Consider the following 24,762-nt stretch of genomic DNA (forward strand, 5'->3'; position numbering starts at 1 on the left):
CCCCATCGGAACACGCGCCCGGCCGGTGCGCCAGCCCCGGAGGTTAGGAAGGGCACCTTCTACATCGGAATGCGATAAGAAGGTGCCCTTCCTTGCGTCACGGCCGTAGGGGCTCCGGGAGCGGTTCGGTGTGCAGGACGATGAGGCTGGTCACGGCGCGGGTGAGGGCGACGTAGAGCCGGTGCAGCCCGCGCGGCTCGGCGGCCACGATGGCGGCGGGTTCGAGCACGATCACGTGGTCGTACTCCAAGCCCTTGACCATCGTCGCGGGCACCACGGTGAGGCGGCCGTCGCCGTCCAGCTCGGACGGATCGAGACCGGCCTCACGCAGCGCAGCCAGCACGGCAGGAATGGCGGCGTCGGCGGCGATGACGCCGACGGACCCCTCACGCTCCAGCGCGGCGCGGGCCGCGGTCACCACGTCGGCGGACTCGGTGACCTCCAGCGAGCCGTCGCGGCGCAGCGAGCGGGCCGGTGGCACCGCGACGTCCAGGGCGGGCAGCAGCCGGTTGGCCAGCGCCACCACCGCCTCGGGAACCCGGAAGCCGGTGCTCAGCGGCACGATGCGGCCGTCGGGGCGGCCGAGGTGGCCGAGCATGTCCCGCCAGTCGCGCGCGGCCCACGGGGTGGTGCCCTGGGCGAGGTCGCCGAGCACCGTCAGCGAACCGTGCGCGCTGCGCCGGGCCAGGGCCCGCGCCTGCATGGGGGACAGGTCCTGCGCCTCGTCGATCACGATGTGGCCGAAGCCCGGCTGGCGGTCGAGCAGCCCGGTGACCTCGTCGGCCAGCACCGCGTCGGCCGCGGTCCACGGTGCGGTACGCAGGCTGCGCGGCGGCTTCGGCCAGCGCAGCGACTCCTGCTCGGCCTCGTCGAGCAGCCCGTCGGCGGCCTGGCGCAGCAGCTCGGGGTCGGTGTAGAGGTCGGCCAGCAGCTGCTGCGGGGTGACCGCGGGCCAGCAGTGGTCGAGCAGCTCCACCACCGCCTTGACCTTGCCCATCTTGCGCAGCCACGAGTCCGGCGGGGAGTCGCCGCGGCGGGCCTCGGACTGCCGTTGCAGCAGCCCGACCACGCGGGCGCGCACCCGCTCGCGGCCGAGGGCGTACGGCGGCTGCTCGCGGCGCACCTCGTCCACGACGCGGCGGAGCACGCCCTCGTCGACGCGCCAGCGGTACGAGCCGTCGGACACGGTGATCGGCCCGGCCGGGCGGGCGATCCGGGACCACAGCGCACGGTGCAGCACCTGCGCCATCCGCGGGTCGTGCTTGACCGCCGCGGCCGCGTCGCCGTCCTCGGCGCGCACCGGCAGCTGGTCGAGCAGCTCCGCGACGGTGGTCTGCTCGACCTCCAGCTCGCCGAGGGCGGGCAGCACCGCCGAGATGTAGTGCAGGAACGAGCGGTTCGGCCCGATGATCATCACGCCGGCCCGGCGCAGCCGCTCCCGGTGCAGGTAGACCAGGTACGCCGCGCGGTGCAGGCCGACCGCGGTCTTCCCGGTGCCCGGGGCGCCCTGCACGCAGATGGTGTCCTCCAGCTCGGCCCGGACCAGCTCGTCCTGCTCGGGCTGGATGGTCGCGACGATGTCGCGCATCGGGCCGACGCGGGGCCGCTCGATCTCGGCGGTGAGGATCGCGCTGCCGGTGCCCAGCTCCTCCCCGGCGTCGAGGCGCTCGTCCTCGAAGCTGGTCAGCACGGTGGTGCCGCCGGGCGCGGCGGGGGACCAGCCGAAGCGGCGGCGCACCGCGACGTCCTGCGGGTCGCGGGCGCTGGCCTGGTAGAAGCGGCGGGACATGGGTGCGCGCCAGTCGAGCACCAGCGGCTCGCCGACGGCGTCGGTGACGTGGCGGCGGCCGATGTGCCAGCGTTCGTCGAGGTCGGACATGGTCAGCTTGCCGAAGAACAGCGGCACCGCCGGGTCGTCGGACAGCTCCTTGATGCGCTGCGCCATCTGCCGGCCGAGCTGCTCGGCGGTGTACGCGTCCCCGGCGACCTGGTCGCCGGTGGTGAACAGGTACTCGGCACGCTCGCGCATGGCCTTCAGCGCGGCGCGGGACGTGGTGAGGTGGTCTCGTTCGGCGGATATGTCGTCGGTGGGGGTGACACGGGCGTGGGTGGTCACGGCCGTCCTTTCAGAGGAGGGCCGCCCGGCTCTGCGCTCCCTGTAGAGCGCTGTCGGCTGTGCCTGTCAAACCGACCGACCATGGTAGCTGTCACGAAGGGCGGGGCACGTGATTTTCTTTACGCGTGAGCTCTGAGGGACTGCTGAAGATCACCGACCCGTCGGTGATGCGGGCGCTGGCACATCCGGCCCGGATTGCGATCATGGATCACCTGTCCGCGACGGGCGAGGACGCCACGGCGACCGAGTGCGCCGAGATGGTGGGCCTGTCCCCCAGCGCGACCAGTTACCACCTGCGCGCGCTGGCGAAGGCGGGCCTGATCGAGGACGCACCCAGCCGCGGCGACGGCCGCGAGCGGGTGTGGCGCGCCCGCACCCGTGGCTTCTCCATCGAGGTGGGGCCGAACGGCGGCGCCGACGCGCGCGCCGCGGAGAGCGCCGTGGCCGGGGTGTTCCTGGCCCGCGGCGACGAGCGGGTGCGCCACTGGCTGTCGCGCTCGCACGAGGAGACCGACCAGTGGTACGACGCCGCGCTGATGAGCGAGTTCGGCATCGTCATCACCGCGGACGAGCTGACCGAGCTCACCGACAAGATGACGGCGCTGCTGGAGCCGTACAAGGTGAGCGTGCGCGCCGAGGTGCCGGACGCCGCCCGGCGGGTCACCTGCCAGATCCGCGCCGTGCCGGTCGACTGACGCGGGAAGTCACAGCCCCGGCGGGCACCGCCCGCCGGGTCGCCCGCGGAGGGTAGGCTCCCTGATCATGAACGCGATGCGGCGTCCCCGGGTCGGGCACATCCAGTTCCTGAACTGCCTCCCCATCTACTGGGGACTGATGCGCTCGGGCGCGCTGATCGACGTGGACCTGCACAAGGACACCCCCGACCGGCTGAGCGAGGCACTGGTCGCCGGTCACCTCGACATCGGCCCGATCTCGCTGGTGGAGTACCTGCGCCACGCCGATGAGCTGCTGCTGCTGCCCGACCTCGCGGTCGGCTCGGACGGCCCGGTGCTGTCGGTCAACGTGGTCTCCACCCGGCCGCTGCTGGAGCTGGACGGCTCCCGCGTCGCGCTGGGCAGCACCTCGCGGACCAGCGTCCTGCTGGCGCGCATGCTGCTGGCGGACCGCTACGGGGTGACCCCCGACTACTTCACCAGTCCGCCGGACCTGACCGCGATGCTGCTCGAGGCCGACGCGGGCGTGCTCATCGGCGACGCCGCGCTGCGCGCGCTGTTCGAGGCGCCCAAGCGCGGGCTGGCCGTCACCGACCTGGGCCAGGCCTGGCGGGAGTGGACCGGCCTGCCGATGGTCTTCGCGGTGTGGGCGGTCCGGCGCGACTTCGCGGCGGCGCACCCGGGCCTGGTCAAGGACGTGCACGAGGCGTTCCTGCGCTCGCGCGACCTGTGCGTCGCCGAGCTGGACGACGTCGCCGCGGCGGCGGCCCGCTGGGAGCCCTTCGACGCCGCCACGCTCGCGTCGTACTTCCGCGTGCTCGACTTCTCGCTGGGCGGCCGCCAGATCAGCGGGCTGCGCGAGTTCGCCCGCCGGGCGGCACTGCTCGGCGAGGCGCCGGCGCTGCCCGAGGGCGGCCCGGAGTTCATGTCGTTGTAGATCCGAGCTGTAGGTCAGATCAGCTGGGTCTTCGACCGTAGCTGGGTCGCGACCGACTTCGCGATCTCGGCGCCGTGGCTCCAGCTCGGGCTGGTGATCTTCCAGCGGGTCAGCACCGCCATGGTCCAGGTGTCGCCCAGCGCCATGCAGTTGACGTTCCACTCGTTGGTGGCATCCCGGTTGACCCAGCCGTTCTTGATGGCGATGCTCGACTGCTCGTTGCTCGGCCAGGCCTTGCGGATACCGAAGTCGCCCATGCCGCGTACCGCCTGCATCTCGCCGACGAGGTAGTCGGTCCAGCGGGGGCCCGCCGCGGCGCCGCTGCCGATGGCGTGCGCGATGCGGCAGGTGTCGCGAGCGGACAGCCGGGTGGTGCTCCAGCCGTCGCCGGCCCGGGAGTCGGTCAGCTTGCAGATCGAGATCATCCGGGAGATGGTCGCCGACCTGCCCAGCTCCGCCCAGAGTGTGGAGGCGGGCCCGTTGGCGCTGTCGCGGATCATCGTGCGGATCTCGTTCATCCGCGTCGAGCTGGGCGTCTGGCCGTTGTCGGCGGCGCGGCGCAGGTAGTCGGCGGCGAGCCAGGCCTTGATCATCGAGGCCGTCATGTTCGTCTGGTTCCAGTTCTTTGACCCGACGATGGTGCCGGTCTTGCGGTCCATCAGCGCCCAGCTGTACCAGGCGCTGGTGTTGACCTTGACCAGCTCGGCCGCGTTGCCCGACTCCAGCAGGTCGGCGTGCTCGACGCCGGGCGGACCCGGCTGGATGGGGATGGCCCGCGAGGCGGGCGAGGTCGAGGGTGCGGGCGTCGCGCTCGGCGCGGGGCTGGGGTCGCGCCAGGCGTGCTGGACGGGGACGCCGTTGTCGCGGTTGGCCAACCAGATGCCTCCGGTGGTCATGGCGGCGGCGAGGCCGGCCCCGCCGGCCAGCAGTGCGCGCCGTCGGGTGAGCAGCTCTTTCATGAGGGGGACTCCGGGGGAGGAGGGGTCACGGAGTATGTCGTCGGTCAGGCGCTGGGTGGCGTCACCAACTGCCGCGCCACGTCGGCGCAGACGTCGGCCCCGTACTGCAGGCCGTTCTCGACGGGGTAACGGGTCATCACGGTCATGATCCAGTCATCGCTGATGGCCAGGCAGTTCAGGTGCCAGTTGCTGTCGGCGCCGATCGCGGTCCAGCCGTTCTTGATGGCGAGGGTGCGGGAAACGGTGTCCGGTACGCCGTCGATGATGCCCCATCGCCCGCCGCCTGTGGTGGCGAACTGTTCCTCGGCGGCGGTCGAGCCAGACACCTGGCGCATCTCGGACATGACCCAGTCCGTCCAGCGCGGGCCTGCCGCGGTGCCGTCGGCGACGCACTGGGCGAGCCGGACCGCGTCCCGCGGGGACATCTGGGTGCGGCTCCACCACTGGTCGTAGAGGCTGGTGTCGGTCAGCCCGCACATGTCGATCATGCGCTGGACCACGTCGTTGCCGCCGCCGGCCAGGTAGAGGGCCTGGGCTGCGCGGTCGTCGGAGTGCCGGACGGCCGCGCTCGCCTGGTCGAGGCGGTCCTGGCCGACGGTCTGCCCGGACTCGGCGGCCCGGCGCAGGAAGTCGGCGACCAGCCAGACCTTGATCATGGACTCGGTGCTGCTGGTCTGCGTCGCGTTGCGGGACGCGATCAGCTCGCCGGTGTGCCGGTCGAGCATGGCGTAGCCGATGAAGTCGCCGGTGAAGTTCAGGTTGACCCGGCCCGCGACCAGCGAGCGGCTGGGCTGGCGGGCGGCCTCGGCCCGCGCGTCCGGCTTCGCGGGCGCCTTGGCCGCGGCGGGCGACGGCACGCTCGCCGGGCTCGGGGCGGCGGCTGCGGCCGACGGCTCGGGCGTGGCGCCCGCGTTCGCGTTCACCTGAACATTCTGCTGCGAGTCGGTGACGGTCCGCTCGCCCGCGACTCGGTCCGCGGCGGCAGGGGCCACCAGAGCGAGGACCAGAACGCCGAGCGCGGTCGTCGCGGCGGTGCTGAAGGTGCGGCGGCGCTGCATGGAGGGGGTGCTCCCGGTGACGGCATTGTCGTGGGTTCGCCCGGATATGGGGTGGTCCGGGTTGGCGGCAACGGTAGGCCGGATCGCCTTGAGCTGCCATTTCCGAGTCTTGCTCGCGCTCAGCCCGGTCGCCAGAAGTGACGCAGGTCACGCTCGTGGCGCGGGGAGCGGGCGGGTTGTGACAGTTGTTGCGCCGATCGGAGCGAAGCTGTAACACTGGCCGCATGGAGACTCCCAAGCCTGCCGTCGCGGGCGCCGACAGCCTGCTCGGCGAGGTCGAGGAGGCCGAGGCCGCGCTTCGCGAGGCCGCCGACCGGGCCCTGGACGGTGAGGCGTCCTTCGACGCGGTCATCGCCGCGGACCAGAAGATCGAGCCGCGCGACGCCATGCCCGACGCGTACCGGTCCGGCCTGATCCGCCAGATCGCCCAGCACGCGCACTCCGAGATCATCGGGATGCAGCCGGAGGGCAACTGGATCAGCCGTGCCCCCACTCTCCGCCGCAAGGCCATCCTGCTGGCCAAGGTGCAGGACGAGGCCGGGCACGGGCTCTACCTCTACGCCGCCGCCGAGACGCTGGGCATCAGCCGCGAGGAGCTGACCGACGCGCTGATCTCCGGGAAGCAGAAGTACAGCTCGATCTTCAACTACCCCACGCTGAGCTGGGCAGACGTCGGCGCCATCGGCTGGCTGGTGGACGGGGCGGCGATCGTCAACCAGGTGCCGCTGTGCCGCTGCTCGTACGGCCCGTACGCCCGCGCCATGATCCGGGTGTGCAAGGAGGAGTCCTTCCACCAGCGTCAGGGCTACCAGTCGCTGTACGTGCTGGCCCAGGGCACGCCCGAGCAGCGGGCGATGGCGCAGGACGCGGTGGACCGCTGGTGGTATCCGTCGCTGGCGATGTTCGGCCCGCCGGACGCCGACTCCACCCACTCCGCGCAGTCCATGGCGTGGAAGGTCAAGCGCTTCTCCAACGACGAGCTGCGCCAGCGCTTCGTCGACATGTGCGTGCCGCAGGCCGAGATCCTCGGCCTCACCCTGCCCGACCCCGACCTGCGGTGGAACGAGCAGCGGGGCCACTACGACTACACCTCGCCCGACTTCGACGAGCTGATGCGGGTGGTCAAGGGCGACGGGCCCTGCAACCGCCAGCGCATGGCGCACCGCAGGCGGGCCCACGAGGAAGGCGCCTGGGTGCGCGAGGCCGCCGCGGCGTACGCGGCGAAGCAGAACGGAAAGGTGACGGCGTGAGCGAGCGCAGCGAGCGAACCATGAGCGCGGGAACCCACGCCGACGACGAGCGAAGCGAGGAGCTGGCGTGAGTAACGAGCCTCTGTGGGAGGTGTTCGTCCGGCCCCGGCGCGGGCTGGCGCACACGCACGCCGGCAGCCTGCACGCACCGGACGCGGGCATGGCCCTGCGGCACGCGCGTGACCTCTATACCCGCCGCCAGGAGGGCGTCTCCATCTGGGTGGTGCCCGCCGCGGAGATCACCGCGTCGAGCCCGGACGAGAAGGACTCCTTCTTCGACCCGGCCGCCGACAAGATCTACCGCCACCCCACCTTCTACGAGCTGCCGGAAGGGGTGGAGCACCTGTGAGCGAGCTGCTTGCGCTCGGCGACGACGCGCTGATCGCGTCCCAGCGGCTGAGCGAGTGGGTCTCCCGCGCGCCCACCCTGGAGGAGGACGTGGCGCTGGCCAACATCGCGCTCGACCAGCTCGGCGCGGCTCGGCTGCTGCTGTCTACCGCCGGTGACGAGGACGAGCTGGCCTACCTGCGCGACGGCCACCAGTTCCGCAACTGCCTGCTGGTCGAGCTGCCGCTCGGCCCGGCCCGGGGCGACCTGGACTTCGCCTGGACGATGGCCTGGCTGCTCCTGCTGTCGGCCGCCCAGCTGCTGCGCTACACCGACCTCGCCGCGAGCGACGACGAACTCGCCGCGGGCATCGGCGCGAAGACTCTCAAGGAGTCGACCTACCACCTCGATCACGCCCACCAGTGGACCCTGCGCCTGGGCGGCGGCACCGAGGAGTCGCACCGCCGCCTCCAGGACGCCCTGGACAGCCTGTGGCCGTACGCGCACGAACTCACCGAGGGCATCCGCGACCGCTGGCTGGCCCTGGTCGAGCCGATCCTCGCCGAGGCCGGCCTGACCCGCCCCGCCGACCGCTGGCGGCCCGACGGCGGCCGCACCGGCCGCCACACCGAACACCTCGGCTACCTGCTCGCCGAGATGCAGTCCCTGCACCGCGCCCACCCCGGAGCCCAGTGGTGACCAGCGAAAGGAAGGGCACCTTCTTATCGTTTTCCGTAGAGGAAGGGCACCTTCTTAACGGAAGGGAGGCATGAGCATGGAGCAGGCTCAGACCGAGATAGTGCTGCTCGACGACCCGACGCGGGTCGCGGCGATCGCGGGCGCCGTGCCGGACCCCGAGCTGCGCGTGGTGACCATAGGTGAGCTGGGCATCGTGCGCGGTGCGGAGCTGGCCGAGGACGGCCGGGTCACCGTGACCATCACCCCGACCTACTCCGGCTGCCCGGCGATGGACGCGATCCGCGACGACATCCGGTCCGCGCTCGCCGCGGCCGGGCACCCCGACGTCGAGGTCAAGACCGTGCTCAGCCCGGCCTGGTCCACCGACATGATCACCGAGTCGGGCTGGGCCGCACTGGAGCGGACCGGCATCGCCGCGCCGGGCGCCACCGGCACCCCGGCCTGCCCGCGCTGCGCGCACGGCGGCAAGCCCGTGACGCCGGTGCTGCAGATCAGCCGGTACGCCTCGACGCCGTGCCAGAGCCTGTGGAGCTGCCGCTCCTGCCTGGAACCCTTCAACGCGATCAAGAAACTGTGAGCACGCCGCTGTGAGCACGACCTTCCACGAGCTGACCGTCTCCGCCGTCGAGCCGCTGACCCCGTCCGCGGTGGCGCTGACCTTCGCCGTCCCCGCCGAGCTGCGGCAGGCTTTCACCTTCCGGCCCGGGCAGCATGTGACGGTACGCCTCGACGGCGCGCTGCGCCGCTCGTACTCGATCTGCTCCACCCCTGCTGAGCTGCGCGAACAGGGCGTGCTGACGATCGGCGTGAAGCGGGTGCCGGGCGGGGTCTTCTCCACCCGTGCCCAGGGCCTGGCCCCCGGCGAGACGCTGCCCGTGCTGCCGCCGCTGGGCCGCTTCACCACCGAACTGGACCCGGCCCGCACCCGCCGCTACGGCGCGATCGTGGCCGGCTCCGGCATCACGCCGGTGCTGTCGCTGATCGCCACGGCGCTGGCCGTCGAGCCGGGCAGCACGTTCACGGTGATCTGCGGCAACCGCAGCGCGTCCGAGGTGATGTTCGCCGACGCGCTGGCCGACCTGAAGGACCGCTACGGCGCCCGGCTGCAGCTCGTACACGTGCTGTCTCGGGAGATGCAGCCCAGCGAGCTGCTGTCCGGCCGCCTGGACGGGCCGCGGGTGACCGCGCTGCTCAAGGAGTTCGAGCTGGCGGCCGTGGACGAGTGGTTCCTGTGCGGGCCGCTGGGCGTGGTCCGCGCGGGCCGGGATGCGCTGGCCGCGGCGGGCGCCCCGGGCAAGGTGCACGTCGAGCTGTTCCACGCCGAGGAGCCGCCTGCGCCGCAGGCCGCCGTGGCCGAGGGCGGCGAGGTCGAGGTGTCCATCGTCCTGGACGGACGCTCCACCGACTTCACCATGGACCGTGCCGAGCGGGTGCTGGACGCGGCGCTGCGGCACCGCGGCGAGCTGCCGTACGCCTGCAAGGGCGGGGTGTGCTCGACCTGCCGCGCCAAGGTCGTCTCAGGCTCGGTGCAGATGGCCGCTAACTGGTCCCTGGAGCCCGACGAGCTGGCCGCCGGCTACGTCCTCACGTGTCAGTCCACCCCCACCACCGACGCCCTCACCCTCGACTTCGACGCCTGACCCGCGTCGCGGCCGTGCCGTCGCGGCGGCGCGCTTGCGCAGTTTCGGGGAAACTGCACGATCCCTGGCTCAGGTTCGTGCAGTTTCCCCGAAACTGCAGAGTGGCGCACGCGGACGCGGGAGCGGCGGGAGGGTGTGACGGACCAGGCGGCCTCGGGGCGGTGGGGACGGGTTAGTCTCGGTGGCGTGAGTGCGAACAGGGAGATCGACAGCATCGTGCAGCGGGCCGCCGACGGCGGCCGGATCAGCGCCGAGGAGGCGCTGCTGCTCTACACCGACGCGCCGTTCCACGCGCTGGGTGAGGCCGCTGACGCGGTGCGCCGCCGCCGCTACCCGGACGGCGTCGTGACGTACCTGATCGACCGCAACATCAACTACACCAACGTCTGCGTGACGGCGTGCAAGTTCTGCGCGTTCTACCGCGCGCCCAAGCACGCCGAGGGCTGGGTGCACGACACGGCCGAGATCCTGCGCCGCTGCGGCGAGGCGGTCGAGCTGGGCGCGACGCAGGTGATGCTGCAGGGCGGCCACCACCCCGAGTTCGGCGTGGAGTACTACGAGAACCTGTTCGCCTCGGTGAAGCAGGCGTACCCGCAGCTCATGATCCACTCGATCGGGCCCAGCGAGATCCTGCACATGGCCAAGGTCTCCGGGGTGTCCATCGACGAGGCCGTGGCCCGCATCAAGGCGGCCGGCCTGGACTCCATCGCGGGCGCCGGCGCGGAGATGCTGCCCGACCGGCCGCGTAAGGCGATCGCCCCGCTCAAGGAGTCGGGCGCGCGCTGGCTGGAGGTCATGGAGGTGGCGCACCGGCACGGCGTCGAGTCCACCGCCACCATGATGATGGGCACCGGCGAGACCAACGCCGAGCGCATCGAGCATTTGCGCATGATCCGCGACGTGCAGGACCGCACCGGCGGCTTCCGCGCGTTCATCCCGTGGACCTACCAGCCGGAGAACAACCACCTCAAGGGCCGCACCCAGGCCACGTCGCTGGAGTACCTGCGGCTCATCGCGGTGGCCCGGCTGTTCTTCGACAACGTGGCGCACCTGCAGGCGTCCTGGCTGACCACCGGCAAGGACGTCGGCCAGCTCGCGCTGCACATGGGCGTGGACGACCTGGGCTCGATCATGCTGGAGGAGAACGTGATCTCCTCGGCGGGCGCCCGGCACCGGTCCAACCTGCACGACCTGATCCAGCTCATCCGCACCGCGGGCCGCATCCCGGCCCAGCGCGACACGCTGTACCGCCACCTCCAGGTGCACTGGACCCCCGCCGACGACCCGACGGACGAGCGCGTGACCTCGCACTTCTCCTCCATCGCCATCGAGGGCGGCGGCGTGGGCAAGCAGCTCCCCCTGGTCGACGCGCGCTGAGCTTCGCTCGCGCGGGCTAGATCGCCGTTTCGTGTCCAGAAGTGCGGTCAGACCGCAGGTTCTGACACGAAGCAGTGATCTTCACGTGGCGGGAGCCGCCGGCCGGTCTGTGCCTGATCGGACTATGGGGGCGGGTGGCCGCCGGACATTAGTGTCCACCTGACTGTGACGTCGGGGGGACATCGATGACGCGCATCGTGAACGGGATCGCCGCGCTGTTCGTGGCGCTCGTCGCGGCGGTGGGGGCCGCCGCCGCTCCGGCCTGGGCGGCCGGGCCGGATCTCGCGGCGCTGGCCAAGGGCGCGCGCGGTGCGATCGGGGCGACCGTCGACGTGTCGGTGGGCATCGCCAACCACGGTGACCCGCTGACCATCCAGCAGGTGGTGCTCAGCTACCGCGCCCCGGCCGGCACGGTGATCGTCAAGGCGGCGGGCACGGCCTGTGTCTACAACCAGGAGCGCACGACCGCCAGGTGCGGGCTCGGCACCGAGTGGCGCAGCAGGATCGCCGCGCGGCCCGAGGGCGGCTTCCAGACCATCCAGATAAAGATCACGTCCAGGGTGACCGGGGCGGGTGCGTTCACCGTCACCTGTGGCTGCGACGCGAAGAAGGCCAACAACTCGGCGGAGATCGTCATCGAGGGCGTGACCAGGCCGCAGCCCACCGCCTCGCCGAAGCCGTCGGCCGAGCCCCGGCCCAGCGAGAGCCCGTCGCCGCAGCAGAGCCTCAGCCCGCAGGAGACCTTCGAGCCGGACTACGGCACCGGGGCACCGATCGTCGCCGAGCAGCCGGCGGCCGAGAAGGACTCCTCCACCAGCGGATTCCTGCTGATCGGGGTCGGGGCGGTGCTGTTCGGGCTGGTCGGCCTGGGCGGCGCGGCGTACCTGTGGCGGGACCGCTCCGGCGGCGAAGAGGACGACACGGAGTAGCGCAGTGTGGCAGCCGCCGCAGCGCCGCCGCGCCGGGTTTGGCAGAGTGGCGGCTGTGAGCCGCGCAGACCTTGACAAAGAGCCGCACGAGATCGCTTCGATGTTCGACGGGGTGGCGGAGAAGTACGACAAGACCAACTCCGTGCTGTCGTTCGGCCAGGACAAGAGCTGGCGCCGGGCGACCCGGGCCGCGCTGAGCCTGAAGGCGGGCGAGAAGGTGCTCGACCTCGGCGCGGGCACCGGCGTCTCGACCGAGGAGCTGGCCCGCTCGGGCGCGTACGTGGTCGGCGTCGACCTGTCCCTGGGCATGCTGGCCGTGGGCCGGCGCGACCGGCCGAAGGTGCCGCTGGTCGCGGGGGACGCGCTGGCGCTGCCGTTCCCGGACGAGACGTTCGACGCGGTGACCACCTCGTTCGTCATCCGCAACGTGGCGAACACGCCCGCCGCGCTGCGTGAGCTGTCCCGGGTCACCAAGCCGGGCGGCCGCCTGGTCATCTGCGAGTTCTCGCATCCGACCAACGGCGCGTTCCGCACCGTCTACCTGCAGTACCTGATGCGCTCGCTGCCCGCGGTGGCGCGCAAGGTGTCGAGCAACCCCGAGGCGTACGTCTACCTCGCCGAGTCCATCCGGGCGTGGCCCGACCAGCGCGAGTTCGCCACGATCATCGGCGAGAACACCTGGTCGCAGGTGAAGTGGCGCAACCTGACCGGCGGCATCGTGGCGCTGCACAAGGCGGTCCGCCCGGCCTGATCCGGCCGTTTCCCGGACACGGCGCGGCGTGCCGCCGCACGATCAGGGCATGGGGTATGACGAGAGCGCGGTGATCGGGTTCCTCGGCGGCGGGTACGGCGAGCCGCCCGTGCGCGTGGCCGACCTGGAGGAGGCCGCCCGCCGCCGCGCCGCCGCCCGCCGCGCCGCCCGCGCCGGGGACACCCCTGACCCCGACTCCGCGCCGCCCTCCTCCGCGCCCGACCCCTCACCCGACCCCTGACCACCCCGCCCTGCCTGCCCCCTGCCCTGCCGCAACTCTCGAAGAGTTGCGGCTTGAGCGCGTATCGGGGGGCGCGGCTCGTTGAGACCTGCGGCAGGGCAAAGGGGCGGACGGGGCGGATCGAGGTGGGGATGGGAGCGTTTTCGGGGGGTCATTCATGGTTAGGGTCACCTAACCATTACGGGGTCTCGGCGCAGTTCTAGACTGCTCGCCGGACTGGCTTGTGAAGACTTTCACGAGCCCGGAACGAACGTTCAGGTCGAGGTGGAGGTGAGCATGACACCGACCGATATCGATGCCGATGTGATCGTCGTTGGTGCCGGTCCGGGCGGCTCCGCCACCGCGTACCACCTCGCCAGGCACGGTGCCCGGGTGCTGCTGCTGGAGAAGACCGAGTTCCCGCGGGAGAAGGTCTGCGGCGACGGGCTGACCCCGCGCGCGGTCAAGCAGCTGATCGACATGGGCGTGGACGTCCGCCCCGAGGCCGGCTGGCTGCACAACAAGGGCCTGCGCGTGATCGGCGGCGGCGTCCGGCTGGAGCTGGACTGGCCCGACCTGGCCAGCTTCCCCGACTTCGGCCTGGTGCGCACCCGCCTGGACTTCGACGACATGCTCGCGCAGCGCGCCGTCGCCGCCGGGGCGATCCTGAAGACCGGACACAACGTGACCGGCCCGGTGCTGGACACCGACGGCCGCGTGGTCGGCGTCGAGGTGAAGACCGCCGAGGGCGTCAAGACGCTGCGCGCGCACCTGGTGGTCGCCGCGGACGGCGTCTCCGGCCGGTTCGCGCTGGCGCTGGGCATGGCCAAGCGCGAGGACCGCCCGATGGGCGTGGCGGTGCGCCGCTACTACCGCTGCCCGGCCAAGACCAACGACGACTACCTGGAGTCGTGGCTGGAACTGCGCAGCCGCGAGGCGGGCAGCGCGCAGCTGCCCGGTTACGGCTGGATCTTCGGGCTGGGCGACGGCCGCGTTAACGTGGGTCTTGGTGTGCTCAACTCGTCCAAGGCGTACCAGCAGACGAACTACCGGCAGATGCTCACCGACTGGCTCGGCGCGACGCCCGAGGAGTGGGGCCTGAACGACGAGGCCAACGCCGAGGGCAAGACGCTGGGCGCGGCCCTGCCGATGGGGTTCAACCGCACGCCCCACTACACGCGGGGCATGATGCTGGTGGGCGACTCGGGCGGCATGGTCAACCCCTTCAACGGCGAGGGCATCGCGTACGCGATGGAGTCCGGCCAGCTCGCCGCGGACGTGCTGATCCAGGCGCTCGCCCGGCCGGCGGGCCCGGCCCGGGAGCGGGCGCTGCAGGCGTACGCGGCCGAGCTGAAGCGGCGGCTGGGCGGTTACTACCGCGTTGGCGGCATCTTCGTGAAGCTGATCGGGAATCCTCAGGTGATGAAGGTGGCGACGAAGCACGGCATGCCGCACCCGACGCTGATGCGGTTCGTGCTCAAGCTGCTGGCGAACCTCACCGATCAGCGTGACGGGGACGCCATGGACCGGATCATCAATGCCATGTCCCGCGTGGCACCCGCGGTGTAGCGGGCCGCGGGGCGAGGATCTTAACGGACTGCAAGCAGGCGAAACACAACAGTTCACCGGGAAGAAAGGACGCAGGCAGGTGTCGCTCTCCGCGTACGTGCCCATCGTTGGGCTCTTCGCGCTGGCCGCGGCCTTCGGGCTTTTCTCGGTCGCGGCAGCACCCTTCATCGGACCCCGCCGCTTCAACAAGGCGAAACTCGACGCCTACGAATGCGGCATCGAGCCGACCCCTCAGCCGGTCGGCGGCGGACGCTTCCCGATCAAGTTCTACTTGACCGCGATGCTCTTCATCGTCTTCGACATCGAGATCATCTTCCTCTACCCGTGGGCGGTCAGCTTCGACCAGTTCGAAGGTGTGTTCGTCTTCGTGGAGATGGTTCTGTTCATCGGCACGGTGTTCGTCGCGTACGCCTACGTATGGCGTCGTGGCGGCCTGGATTGGGACTGACATGGGACTCGAAGAGAAGCTCCCCTCCGGGGTGCTGCTCACCACCGTCCAGGGGCTCGTCAACTGGACCCGTAAGGCCAGCTTCTGGCCGGCCACCTTCGGCCTGGCCTGCTGCGCGATCGAGATGATGGCCTCCGGCGCGGCCCGCTACGACACGGGCCGCTTCGGCATGGAGGTCTTCCGGGCGTCGCCCCGCCAGGCCGACCTGATGATCGTGGCCGGCCGGGTGAGCCAGAAGATGGCCCCGGTGCTGCGCCAGATCTACGACCAGATGCCCGAGCCGCGGTGGGTGCTGTCGATGGGCGTCTGCGCCTCGTCCGGCGGCATGTTCAACAACTACGCGATCGTGCAGGGCGTGGACCACATCGTCCCCGTCGACATGTACCTGCCCGGCTGCCCGCCGCGGCCGGAGATGCTGCTCGACGCGATCCTGAAGCTGCACGACAAGATCCTCGCCGAGCCGCTGGGCGCCGGCGGCCGCAAGATGCTGGCCGCCAAGGAGGCCCGGGAGGGCAAGCCGGTGGTCGCCGCGGGCGCGATGCCGTCGAGCTACCGCTACAACAAGGCGCTGCGCACCGAGTGGGAGCAGGCCGCCGCCGAGGGCCGCGAGGAGCAGCTGCGCATCGCGAAGTGGATGGAGCGGGGGAACCACCGGTGACTCAGCCTGAGGGACTTTTCGGGGTCACCGGCAGCGGTGACACCTCCGGCTTCGGCGGCCTGGTCCGCAAGCGGCCGGTCCAGCTGGAGGCGCAGCGGCCGTTCGGCGGCTGGTTCGACGAGGTCGTGGACGCGCTGGAGGAGGCCTACCCCGGCTTCGCCGACGCGATCGAGCGCGTGGTCATCGACCGCGGCGAGATCACCCTGCACATCGTCCCGGCGAAGATCGCCGAGGTGTGCCAGATCCTGCGCGACGACGAGTCGCTGCGGTTCGAGCTGTGCTCGTCGGTCTCCGGCGTCGACTACGTCACCGAGGAGCGCCGCCTGCACGTGGCGTACCACCTCACCTCCATGACGTACCGGCGCCGCATCCGGCTGGAGTGCGCGCTGACCGTCGCCGACCCGCGCCTGCCCAGCGTGACCTCGGTCTACCCGACCGCGGACTGGCAGGAGCGCGAGGCGTACGACATGTTCGGCGTCGTCTTCGAGGGGCACCCGAACCTGACCCGGATCCTCATGCCGGACGACTGGGAGGGCCACCCCCAGCGCAAGGACTACCCGCTGGGCGGGGTGCCGGTCGAGTACAAGGGCGCCGAGATCCCGCCGCCCGACACGCGGAGGGCGTACCGATGAGCAACGCTGGTTACGCGCAGGAGCGCGAGACGACCGAGGGCAAGGTCTTCACGGTCACCGGTGGTGACTGGGACAGCCTGGTGTCCGGCGTCGACCCGATCCACGACGAGCGCATCGTCGTCAACATGGGTCCCCAGCACCCGTCCACGCACGGCGTGCTGCGGCTGGTGCTGGAGCTGGAGGGCGAGACGGTCACCGAGGCGCGCACCGTCGTCGGTTACCTGCACACCGGCATCGAGAAGAACATGGAGTACCGCACCTGGACGCAGGGCTCCACGTTCGTGACCCGGATGGACTACCTCGCCCCGATCTTCAACGAGACGGCGTACAGCCTCGCGGTGGAGAAGCTGCTGGGCATCGAGGACCAGATCACCGACCGGACGACCACCATCCGCGTGCTGATGATGGAGCTGAACCGGATCTCCTCCCACCTGGTGTGGCTGGCGACGACCGGTATGGAGCTCGGCGCACTGTCGATGATGATCTACGGCTTCCGCGAGCGTGAGTTCATCCTCGACATCTTCGAGATGATCACCGGTCTGCGCATGAACATGGCCTACGTCCGCCCCGGCGGCGTGGCGCAGGACGTGCCGGACGAGGCGGTCAAGAAGATCCGCGAGTTCCTCGGCTTCATGCCGCAGCGGCTCAAGGAGTACGAGGACCTGCTCTCCGGCCAGCCGATCTGGACCGCGCGCACCAAGGGCATCGCGGTGCTGGACGTCACCGGCTGCGTGGCGCTCGGCGTCACCGGCCCGGTGCTGCGCAGCGCCGGCCTGCCCTGGGACCTGCGCAAGACCATGCCGTACTGCGGCTACGAGACGTACGAGTTCGACGTGCCGGTGGCGCAGACCGCCGACGTGTGGGGCCGCTACGAGGTGCGCCTCGCCGAGATGCGCGAGTCGCTGAAGCTGATCGAGCAGGCCCTGGACCGGCTCAAGCCCGGCCCGATCATGGTCGAGGACCGGAAGATCGCCTGGCCGGCGCAGCTCGCGATCGGCAACGACGGCCTCGGCAACTCGCTGGAGCACGTCGCGCACATCATGGGTCAGTCGATGGAGTCGCTGATCCACCACTTCAAGCTGGTCACCGAGGGCTTCCGGGTCCCGGCCGGCCAGGTGTACGTGCCGATCGAGGCGCCGCGCGGCGAGCTGGGCGCGCACGTGGTCTCCGACGGTGGCACCCGGCCGTTCCGGGTCCACATGCGGGAACCCAGCTTCGTGAACCTGCAGGCCATCCCCGCGATGGCCGAGGGCGGCCTGCTGGCCGATGTGATCGCGGGTGGAGCCAGCCTCGACCCGGTGATGGGTGGGTGTGACCGATGACAACGCCGGAGAAGGCAGTGGACGTGTTCGGCCAGGAGATCCGGGAGCAGGCCCGCGAGATCATCGCGCGCTACCCGGAGGGCCGGGAGCGCTCGGCGCTGCTGCCCATGCTGCACCTGGTGCAGTCGGTCGAGGGGTACGTCTCCCCGGCCGGGGTGGCGTTCTGCGCGGAGCAGCTCGGGCTGACCAAGGCGCAGGTCGGCGCGGTGGCCACCTTCTACACCATGTACAAGCGCCGCCCGACCGGTGAGTACCTGGTCAGCGTCTGCACCAACACCATGTGCAACGTGCTCGGCGGCCAGGAGGTCTACGACACCCTGTCCGACGCGCTCGGCGTCGGGCACGACGAGACCACCGAGGACGGCAAGATCACGCTGGAGCACGCCGAGTGCCTCGCCGCGTGCGACTACGGCCCGGTGCTCACGGTCAACTACGACTTCTTCGACAACGTGACCCCGGAGAGCGCGCTCGACGTCGTCGGCAAGCTCAAGTCCGGGCAGCGGCCGATGCCGACCCGCGGCGCCCGGCTGTGCACGCTGAAGGAGATGTCGGTCCAGCTGGCGGGCTTCGCCGACGAGCGCGAGGGCGCGGTCGCGGACGGCCCGGCGGGCGACTCGACGCTGCGCGGCGTACGCCTGGCGCAGCAGCACGGCATCAGCCCGGCCGGCTTCGACATCAACACCCCGATTCCGACTCCGTCGAAGGAGGCGGGCAAGTGAGCACGCCGAGCAAGGCCGTTCTGGAGAAGCTCACCCCGGTCCTGACCAAGCGCTGGCTGTCGCCGGACGCGTGGCGGCTGGACGTGTACGAGCGCCTCGACGGCTACGCGGCCCTGCGCAAGGCGCTGGCCGTGCACCCGGACGACCTGATCGCCCTGATCAAGGACTCGGGCCTGCGCGGCCGCGGCGGCGCGGGCTTCCCGACCGGCCTCAAGTGGGGCTTCATCCCGCAGAACGACGGCAAGCCGCACTACCTGGTCGTCAACGCCGACGAGGGCGAGCCGGGCACCTGCAAGGACCTGCCGCTGATGACGCACGACCCGCACTCGCTGGTCGAGGGCGTCATCATCGGCTCGTACGCGATCCGGGCCAACCGCGCCTACATCTACATCCGCGGCGAGGCGGTGCACGCCGCGCGGCGGCTGCGCCACGCGGTGCAGGAGGCGTACAAGGCCGGCTACCTCGGCAAGAACATCCTGGGCAGCGGGTACGATCTGGACCTGGTGGTGCACTCGGGCGCGGGCGCGTACATCTGCGGCGAGGAGACGGCGCTGCTGGACTCGCTGGAGGGCTTCCGCGGCCAGCCGCGGCTGCGCCCGCCGTTCCCGGCGACGCACGGCCTCTACGCCAGCCCCACCGTAGTCAACAACGTGGGCACCATCGCCAGCGTGCCGTACATCGTGCTGGGCGGCGCGGCCTGGTGGAAGTCGATGGGCACCGAGAAGTCGTCCGGCCCGATGATCTACTCGCTGTCCGGCCGGGTGAAGAACCCCGGCCAGTACGAGTGCTCGATGGGCATCACGCTGCGCGAGCTGATCGAGCTGGCCGGCGGCATGCAGGACGGCCACCAGCTGCGGTTCTGGACCCCGGGTGGCTCGTCGACGCCGCTGCTGACCGGTGACCACATCGACACCGCGATGGACTTCGAGTCGGTCGCCGCGGCGGGCTCGATCCTCGGCACCACCGCCACGCAGATCTTCAGCGACCAGGACTGCCCGGTCTACGCGACCTACCGCTGGCTGGAGTTCTACCACCACGAGTCGTGCGGCAAGTGCACCCCGTGCCGGGAGGGCAACTACTGGATGGTCCGGGTCTACCGGCGCATCCTCTCCGGCGAGGGCACGCTCGAGGACCTGGACACCCTGCTGGACACCGCGAGCAACATCCTGGGCCGCTCGTTCTGCGGTCTGGGCGACGGCGCGACCAGCCCGGTGACCTCCTCGCTGCAGTACTTCAAGCAGGACTACCTGGACTACATCGAGGGTCGCAAGGCGCCGAAGCTCAGCGCCGCCGCCCTGGCAGGAGCGCACTGACAATGAGCCAGGAAGTACAGAAGCACACCGACACCGTCACGCTCACCATCGACGGCATCGAGGTGACCGCGCCCAAGGGCGAGCTGGTCATCCGCACCGCCGAGCGGCTGGGCATCGACATCCCGCGGTTCTGCGACCACCCGCTGCTGGCCCCGGCCGGCGCCTGCCGCCAGTGCCTGGTGGACGTGGAGGGCCAGCGCAAGCCGGTCGCCTCGTGCACCCAGACGGTGGCCGACGGCATGGTGGTGCGTACGCAGCTCACCTCCGAGGTGGCCCGCAAGGCCCAGGAGGGTGTGATGGAGCTGCTGCTCATCAACCACCCACTGGACTGCCCGATGTGCGACAAGGGCGGCGAGTGCCCGCTGCAGAACCAGGCGATGCAGGTCGGCCGCCCGGAGTCGCGCTTCCACGAGCACAAGCGCGAGTACGAGAAGCCGATCAACATCTCCGCGCAGGTGCTGCTGGACCGCGAGCGCTGCGTGCTCTGCCAGCGCTGCACCCGGTTCTCGGAGGAGATCGCGGGCGACAAGTTCATCGACCTGATGGAGCGCTCGTCCGCCGAGCAGATCAACGTCTACAGCGACAGCTTCTTCGGCGACGACGAGGAGAACGCGCCCGAGGTGCCGTTCAACTCGTACTACTCGGGCAACACGATCCAGATCTGCCCGGTCGGCGCGCTGACCAGCGAGCAGTACCGCTTCCGCGCCCGCCCGTTCGACCTGGTGTCCTCGCCGAGCAAGTGCGAGCACTGTGCGTCGGGCTGCGACATGCGCACCGACCACCGCCGCGGCAAGGTGCTGCGTCGGCTGGCCGGCAACGACCCGCAGGTCAACGAGGAGTGGAACTGCGACAAGGGCCGGTGGGGCTTCCGCTACGCGACCGCCTTCGACCGGCTCACCACGCCGCTGGTGCGCGACGCCAAGACCGGTGAGCTGCGCGAGGCCTCCTGGACCGAGGCGCTGAGCGTCGCGGCCGAGGGCCTGCGGGCCGCCCGCGACGGCGCGTACGGCGTCGGCGTGCTGACCGGCGGCCGGCTGACCGTCGAGGACGCGTACGCGTACGCCAAGTTCACCCGCATCGTGCTGAACAGCAACGACATCGACTTCCGGGCGCGCCCGCTGTCCGCGGAGGAGGCCGAGTTCCTGGCCTCCTCGGTGGTCGGCGAGCAGCAGGTCACCTACACGGACCTGGAGCAGGCCAAGCACGTGGTGCTGGTCGGCTTCGAGCCGGAGGAGGAGAGCCCGATCGTCCTGCTGCGCCTGCGCAAGACGGCGGCCAAGGGCAAGCTCAAGGTCACCTCGGTGGCCCCGTTCCTGACCCGCGGCGCGGAGAAGGCCGGCGCGACGCTGGCCCCGTGCGTGCCCGGCCAGGAGCCGGCGGTGCTGTCCAACCTGGAGGGCGTGGACCCGTCCACGATCGTCCTGGTGGGCGAGCGGCTGGCCACGGTCCGCGGCGGCTACTCGGCCGCGGCGGCGCTGGCCGCACGGACCGGCGCGAAGCTGGCCTGGGTGCCGCGGCGCGCGGGTGACCGCGGCGCGGTCGACGCGGGCTGCCTGCCCAACCTGCTGCCCGGCGGCCGCGCGGTGAGCGAGCCCGCGGCGCGGGCCGAGCTGTCGGCGGCGTGGGGCGTGACCGCGGGCGTGATCCCGAGCGCGGCCGGCCGCGACACCGACGCGATCCTGGCCGCGGCCGCCGCCGGCAAGCTGGGCGCGCTGGTCGTGGCGGGCGTGGACCCGGCCGACCTGGCCGACCCGAAGGCCGCCGAGGAGGCGCTGGACAAGGTCGGCTTCCTGGTCTCGCTGGAGCTGCGGATGAGCGCGGTCTCCCGGCGCGCGAACGTGGTGTTCCCGGTCGCCGCGGCGGCCGAGAAGGCCGGTTCGTACGTGAACTGGGAGGGCCGCCTGCGCACCTACGAGCAGGCGCTGGACACCCCGAACGCGGGTGCCGTGCTGACCGACGCCCGGGTGCTGGACGCCCTGGCCGCGCGGCTGGGCGTCACCCTGGGCACCGCGGACGTGCTGGCGGTCCGCCGGGAGCTGGGCAGCCTGCCCGCGACCGGTGCGCCGCGCCCGTCCGCCCCGGCCGAGGTGGGCGCGGCCGCGCCCGCGCTGAAGCCGAACGAGGCGATCCTGGCCAGCTGGGCGCAGCTGATCGACCTGGGCAGCCTCACCGACGGGGACCAGGTGCTGGCCGGCACCGCCCGCCCGCCGGTGGTGCGCCTGTCGAAGGCCCGCGCCACGGCGCTGGGGGTCGCCGACGGCGACGCGGTGACCGTCGGGACCGCGCGGGGTGCGATCACCCTGCCGGCCGCGATCACCGAGATCGCCGATGACGTCGTCTGGGTTCCGACCAACTCGCCGGGCTCGACCCTGCGCCGCACGCTCGGCGCGGTCCCCGGCGCGGTCGTGACCGTGAGCGGAGGAACGAGCAAATGATCCTCGCCCCTATCGGTTTCCTGGCCGAGGCTCTGACACGGTCCCCGGCCCACTTCGTGGCCGAGGACCCGGCGACCGGTGATCCGACGCTGGTCGACTTCGGCAAAGACCCCTGGTGGCTGGTGCTCATCAAGGTGGTCGGCGTCTTCGTCTTCCTCGTGGTGATGACCCTGTTCACCATCTGGTACGAGCGCCGCGTGGTGGCCCGGATGCAGGTGCGTCCCGGCCCCAACCGGCACGGTCCCTTCGGTCTGCTCCAGTCGCTGGCCGACGGCCTGAAGCTGGCGTTCAAGGAAGACATCATGCCGCTCAAGGCGGACAAGGTGGTCTTCTTCATCGCGCCGGTGATCTCGACCGTGTGCGCGTTCACCGCGTTCTCGATCATGCCGTTCGGCCCGTTCGTGTCGATCTTCGGCACGAAGACCCCGCTGCAGCTCACCGACATCTCGGTGGCCGTGCTGCTGGTGCTGGCCTGCTCCGGCATGGGCATCTACGGCATCGTGCTGGGCGGCTGGGCCTCGGGCTCGACGTACCCGCTGCTCGGCGGCCTGCGCTCCAGCGCCCAGCTGATCTCGTACGAGGTCGCCATGGGCCTGTCCTTCGTGGCCGTCTTCATGCTCTCCGGCACGATGAGCACCTCGGAGATCGTCAACGCGCAGGCCACCGGCCACACGCTGCAGCTGCCCTTCGGGAACATCAACATCCCGATCGGCGGCTGGTTCTTCCTGCTGCTGTTCCCGAGCTTCATCATCTACGCCATCTCGGCGGTGGGTGAGACCAACCGTGCCCCGTTCGACCTCCCCGAGGCCGAGTCGGAGCTGGTCGGCGGCTTCCACACCGAGTACTCGTCGCTGAAGTTCGCGCTGTTCTTCCTGGCCGAGTACATCAACATGGTGACGGTGTCGGGTCTGTGCGCCACGCTCTTCCTGGGCGGCTGGCGGATGCCGACCTCGTTCGAGAGCTTCGCGCCGTGGATCAACTCCGGCTGGTGGGGCCTGCTCTGGTTCACCATCAAGGTGCTGCTGCTGCTGTTCGTCTTCGTCTGGCTGCGGGGCACGCTGCCCCGGCTGCGCTACGACCAGTTCATGCGGTTCGGCTGGAAGGTGCTCATCCCGGCCAACCTGGTGTGGATCCTGGCCGTGGCCGGCTGGCTGACGCTGCGCAAGTCCGACCTGGGCACCGTGGACCGGCTGCTCTTCTTCGGCCTGCCGCTGGCGGTGATCATCCTGCTGGCGCTGTTCTGGCCGCAGAAGGAGAAGGAGCCGGAGCTGTCCGTCGAGGAGCAGGTGGCCAAGCGCCCCGAGGGCAGCTTCCCGCTGCCGCCGCTCGACCTGCAGGTGCCGGTCAACCCCCGCGCCAAGCGGCTCACCGCCGAGCGCGAGACCGTAGGCACCGCGACCGAGAAGGAGGTGTGACGTGGGTACGTTCACGGGCGCCGTCAAGGGCTTCGGCGTGACCTTCTCGCACATGTTCAAGAAGACCGTCACCACGGAGTACCCGGAGAAGCCGGACGCGACCGCGCCGCGCTACCACGGCCGGCACATCCTCAACCGGTGGCCGGACGGGCTGGAGAAGTGCATCGGCTGCGAGCTGTGCGCCTGGGCCTGCCCGGCGGACGCGATCTTCGTGGAGGGCGCGGACAACACCGACGAGGAGCGCTTCTCGCCGGGTGAGCGGTACGCCGCCAACTACCAGATCAACTACGCGCGGTGCATCTTCTGCGGCCTGTGCATCGAGGCCTGCCCGACCCGCTCGCTCACCATGAGCAACGAGTACGAGCTGGCCCGGGACAAGCGCACCGACCTGATCTTCACGAAGGAGCAGCTGCTCGCGCCGCTGCTGCCGGGCATGGAGCAGCCCCCGCACCCGATGCGGCTGGGCGACAACGAGAAGGACTACTACCTGGGCGCGGTCACGAACCCGGGCACGTCGGCGGGAGCTGAGACCCGATGACACTCGCAACTACGGTGCTCGCCGCCGCCGGTGAGGTGACGACCGGGGAGAAGTGGGTCTTCTTCCTGCTGGCCCCGGTGGCGATCATCGGTGCGCTGGGCATGGTGATCGCCCGCAACGCGGTGCACTCCGCGCTGTGGCTGGTGCTGACCATGCTCAGCCTGGGCGTCTTCTACATCGTGCAGGCGGGGCCGTTCATCGGCATGGTGCAGATCATCGTCTACACCGGTGCCATCATGATGCTGTTCCTGTTCGTGCTGATGCTCGTCGGCCGGGACGCCTCCGACTCGGTGATCGAGACGCTGCGCGGGCAGAAGGTCGCCGCGATCATCCTCGGCGTGGGCCTGGCGGCCCTGCTCGGCACCGGCCTCTACCGCGCGCTGCAGGGCACGGTCCCGGCCGGGCTGGACAGCGCCAACGCCAACGGCAACGTGCAGGGCATCGCCTCGCTGCTGTTCACCAAGTACGTCTACATCTTCGAGGTCACCTCGGCGCTGCTCATCACGGCGGCGGTCGGCGCGATGATCCTGGCCCACCGCGAGCGGGCCGAGGGCGAGCGGGTCGGCCAGGTCGCGAAGATGCGCGAGCGCTTCCAGCCGGGCAACTACCCCGGTCCGAAGGCCGGCCCGGGTGTCTTCGCGAACTCCACCTCGGTGGCCACCCCGGCGAAGCTGCCGGACGGGTCCCCGGCCGAGCGGAGCATCTCGCCGATCCTGCCGACGCGCGAGCTCACCTCGGCCGAGATCGCCAATAAGCACACCGAGGGGAAGTGACCC

The 24,762-nt window shown here is 71.0% G+C and carries 23 protein-coding genes and 2 pseudogenes; 22 read left to right on the forward strand and 3 right to left on the reverse strand.

The genetic code is table 11. From position 1 onward, the window contains the following. Positions 1–97: 97 nt before the first annotated feature. On the reverse strand, positions 98–2,116 hold the full coding sequence (locus tag CS0771_RS08120; protein ID WP_244870672.1) for an AAA family ATPase: 2,019 nt from the start codon (positions 2,114–2,116) through the stop codon (positions 98–100). Between the two features lie 125 nt (positions 2,117–2,241). On the opposite strand from CS0771_RS08120, the gene CS0771_RS08125 reads away from it, so the two are divergent. Together CS0771_RS08125 and CS0771_RS08130 are read left to right on the forward strand one after the other, a co-directional pair. Beyond that, positions 2,242–2,811 (forward strand): helix-turn-helix transcriptional regulator, encoded by a 570-nt coding sequence (locus tag CS0771_RS08125; protein WP_244870673.1) that lies wholly within the window; start codon positions 2,242–2,244, stop codon positions 2,809–2,811. 67 nt (positions 2,812–2,878) lie between these two features. Further along, the gene (locus CS0771_RS08130) at positions 2,879–3,727 is read left to right on the forward strand and encodes a menaquinone biosynthetic enzyme MqnA/MqnD family protein (RefSeq protein ID WP_371821365.1); all 849 of its coding nucleotides are present in this window, start codon (positions 2,879–2,881) and stop codon (positions 3,725–3,727) included. Positions 3,728–3,741: 14 nt separating this feature from the next. Here the strand turns inward: CS0771_RS08130 and CS0771_RS08135 are convergent, their stop codons facing one another. Next, positions 3,742–4,686 (reverse strand): hypothetical protein, encoded by a 945-nt coding sequence (locus tag CS0771_RS08135; RefSeq protein ID WP_212840447.1) that lies wholly within the window; start codon positions 4,684–4,686, stop codon positions 3,742–3,744. Positions 4,687–4,730: 44 nt separating this feature from the next. Next, positions 4,731–5,744, reverse strand: coding sequence for a serine hydrolase (locus tag CS0771_RS08140; RefSeq protein WP_212840448.1), 1,014 nt, complete (start codon positions 5,742–5,744; stop codon positions 4,731–4,733). A 224-nt stretch (positions 5,745–5,968) separates the two neighbouring features. Between CS0771_RS08140 and paaA the strand changes: the two genes are divergently transcribed. The 20 genes and pseudogenes from paaA (at position 5,969) to CS0771_RS08240 (ending at position 24,759) form a co-directional block, all read left to right on the forward strand. Then, positions 5,969–6,994, forward strand: coding sequence for a 1,2-phenylacetyl-CoA epoxidase subunit PaaA (paaA, locus tag CS0771_RS08145; RefSeq protein ID WP_212840449.1), 1,026 nt, complete (start codon positions 5,969–5,971; stop codon positions 6,992–6,994). Positions 6,995–7,061: 67 nt separating this feature from the next. Continuing rightward, positions 7,062–7,343 carry a 1,2-phenylacetyl-CoA epoxidase subunit PaaB gene (paaB, locus tag CS0771_RS08150; protein WP_203747578.1) on the forward strand — a complete coding sequence of 94 codons (282 nt, stop codon included), beginning with the start codon at positions 7,062–7,064 and terminating at the stop codon, positions 7,341–7,343. After that, positions 7,340–8,020: a 1,2-phenylacetyl-CoA epoxidase subunit PaaC gene (gene paaC, locus CS0771_RS08155; RefSeq protein ID WP_212840450.1), complete on the forward strand. Its 681-nt coding sequence runs from the start codon at positions 7,340–7,342 to the stop codon at positions 8,018–8,020. The genes paaB and paaC overlap by 4 nt, the downstream gene beginning before the upstream one ends. 76 nt (positions 8,021–8,096) lie before the next feature. Next, a complete protein-coding gene (gene paaD / locus CS0771_RS08160) occupies positions 8,097–8,597 on the forward strand; it encodes a 1,2-phenylacetyl-CoA epoxidase subunit PaaD (RefSeq protein ID WP_212840451.1) in 501 nt (166 codons plus the stop codon). A 10-nt stretch (positions 8,598–8,607) separates the two neighbouring features. Beyond that, on the forward strand, positions 8,608–9,660 hold the full coding sequence (locus CS0771_RS08165; RefSeq protein WP_212840452.1) for a 2Fe-2S iron-sulfur cluster-binding protein: 1,053 nt from the start codon (positions 8,608–8,610) through the stop codon (positions 9,658–9,660). A gap of 186 nt (positions 9,661–9,846) precedes the next feature. Beyond that, entirely contained in the window at positions 9,847–11,037 is a 1,191-nt protein-coding gene (mqnC, locus tag CS0771_RS08170; RefSeq protein ID WP_212840453.1) for a cyclic dehypoxanthinyl futalosine synthase, read from the forward strand. A 185-nt stretch (positions 11,038–11,222) separates the two neighbouring features. Beyond that, positions 11,223–11,966: a hypothetical protein gene (locus CS0771_RS08175; RefSeq protein ID WP_212840454.1), complete on the forward strand. Its 744-nt coding sequence runs from the start codon at positions 11,223–11,225 to the stop codon at positions 11,964–11,966. A 55-nt stretch (positions 11,967–12,021) separates the two neighbouring features. Beyond that, the gene (locus CS0771_RS08180) at positions 12,022–12,717 is read left to right on the forward strand and encodes a demethylmenaquinone methyltransferase (RefSeq protein ID WP_212840455.1); all 696 of its coding nucleotides are present in this window, start codon (positions 12,022–12,024) and stop codon (positions 12,715–12,717) included. Between the two features lie 49 nt (positions 12,718–12,766). Then, positions 12,767–12,958: a hypothetical protein gene (locus tag CS0771_RS08185; RefSeq protein ID WP_212840456.1), complete on the forward strand. Its 192-nt coding sequence runs from the start codon at positions 12,767–12,769 to the stop codon at positions 12,956–12,958. 276 nt (positions 12,959–13,234) lie between these two features. After that, positions 13,235–14,506: a geranylgeranyl reductase family protein gene (locus CS0771_RS08190; RefSeq protein WP_212840457.1), complete on the forward strand. Its 1,272-nt coding sequence runs from the start codon at positions 13,235–13,237 to the stop codon at positions 14,504–14,506. Positions 14,507–14,585: 79 nt separating this feature from the next. Then, positions 14,586–14,954 carry an NADH-quinone oxidoreductase subunit A gene (locus tag CS0771_RS08195; protein WP_244870674.1) on the forward strand — a complete coding sequence of 123 codons (369 nt, stop codon included), beginning with the start codon at positions 14,586–14,588 and terminating at the stop codon, positions 14,952–14,954. Between the two features lies 1 nt (position 14,955). After that, positions 14,956–15,612: an NADH-quinone oxidoreductase subunit B family protein gene (locus CS0771_RS08200; RefSeq protein WP_212840459.1), complete on the forward strand. Its 657-nt coding sequence runs from the start codon at positions 14,956–14,958 to the stop codon at positions 15,610–15,612. Continuing rightward, on the forward strand, positions 15,585–16,244 hold the full coding sequence (locus CS0771_RS08205; protein ID WP_371821366.1) for an NADH-quinone oxidoreductase subunit C: 660 nt from the start codon (positions 15,585–15,587) through the stop codon (positions 16,242–16,244). The genes CS0771_RS08200 and CS0771_RS08205 overlap by 28 nt, the downstream gene beginning before the upstream one ends. After that, a complete protein-coding gene (locus CS0771_RS08210) occupies positions 16,241–17,566 on the forward strand; it encodes an NADH-quinone oxidoreductase subunit D (protein WP_212840461.1) in 1,326 nt (441 codons plus the stop codon). The genes CS0771_RS08205 and CS0771_RS08210 overlap by 4 nt, the downstream gene beginning before the upstream one ends. 17 nt (positions 17,567–17,583) lie before the next feature. Next, positions 17,584–18,255: pseudogene (nuoE, locus tag CS0771_RS08215) on the forward strand (NADH-quinone oxidoreductase subunit NuoE); the annotation flags it as partial. A gap of 26 nt (positions 18,256–18,281) precedes the next feature. Continuing rightward, on the forward strand, positions 18,282–19,598 hold the full coding sequence (gene nuoF, locus CS0771_RS08220; RefSeq protein WP_203747607.1) for an NADH-quinone oxidoreductase subunit NuoF: 1,317 nt from the start codon (positions 18,282–18,284) through the stop codon (positions 19,596–19,598). A gap of 2 nt (positions 19,599–19,600) precedes the next feature. Beyond that, positions 19,601–22,033, forward strand: coding sequence for an NADH-quinone oxidoreductase subunit G (locus CS0771_RS08225; protein ID WP_212840462.1), 2,433 nt, complete (start codon positions 19,601–19,603; stop codon positions 22,031–22,033). After that, entirely contained in the window at positions 22,030–23,448 is a 1,419-nt protein-coding gene (nuoH, locus tag CS0771_RS08230; RefSeq protein ID WP_212840463.1) for an NADH-quinone oxidoreductase subunit NuoH, read from the forward strand. Before CS0771_RS08225 ends, nuoH begins: the two co-directional genes overlap by 4 nt. 1 nt (position 23,449) lies before the next feature. Next, positions 23,450–23,977: pseudogene (gene nuoI, locus CS0771_RS08235) on the forward strand (NADH-quinone oxidoreductase subunit NuoI); the annotation flags it as partial. Positions 23,978–23,982: 5 nt separating this feature from the next. Continuing rightward, positions 23,983–24,759 carry an NADH-quinone oxidoreductase subunit J gene (locus CS0771_RS08240; protein ID WP_212840465.1) on the forward strand — a complete coding sequence of 259 codons (777 nt, stop codon included), beginning with the start codon at positions 23,983–23,985 and terminating at the stop codon, positions 24,757–24,759. The last annotated feature ends 3 nt before the right edge of the window (positions 24,760–24,762 follow it).

This window comes from Catellatospora sp. IY07-71, assembly GCF_018326265.1.
Taxonomy (GTDB): Bacteria; Actinomycetota; Actinomycetes; order Mycobacteriales; family Micromonosporaceae; genus Catellatospora.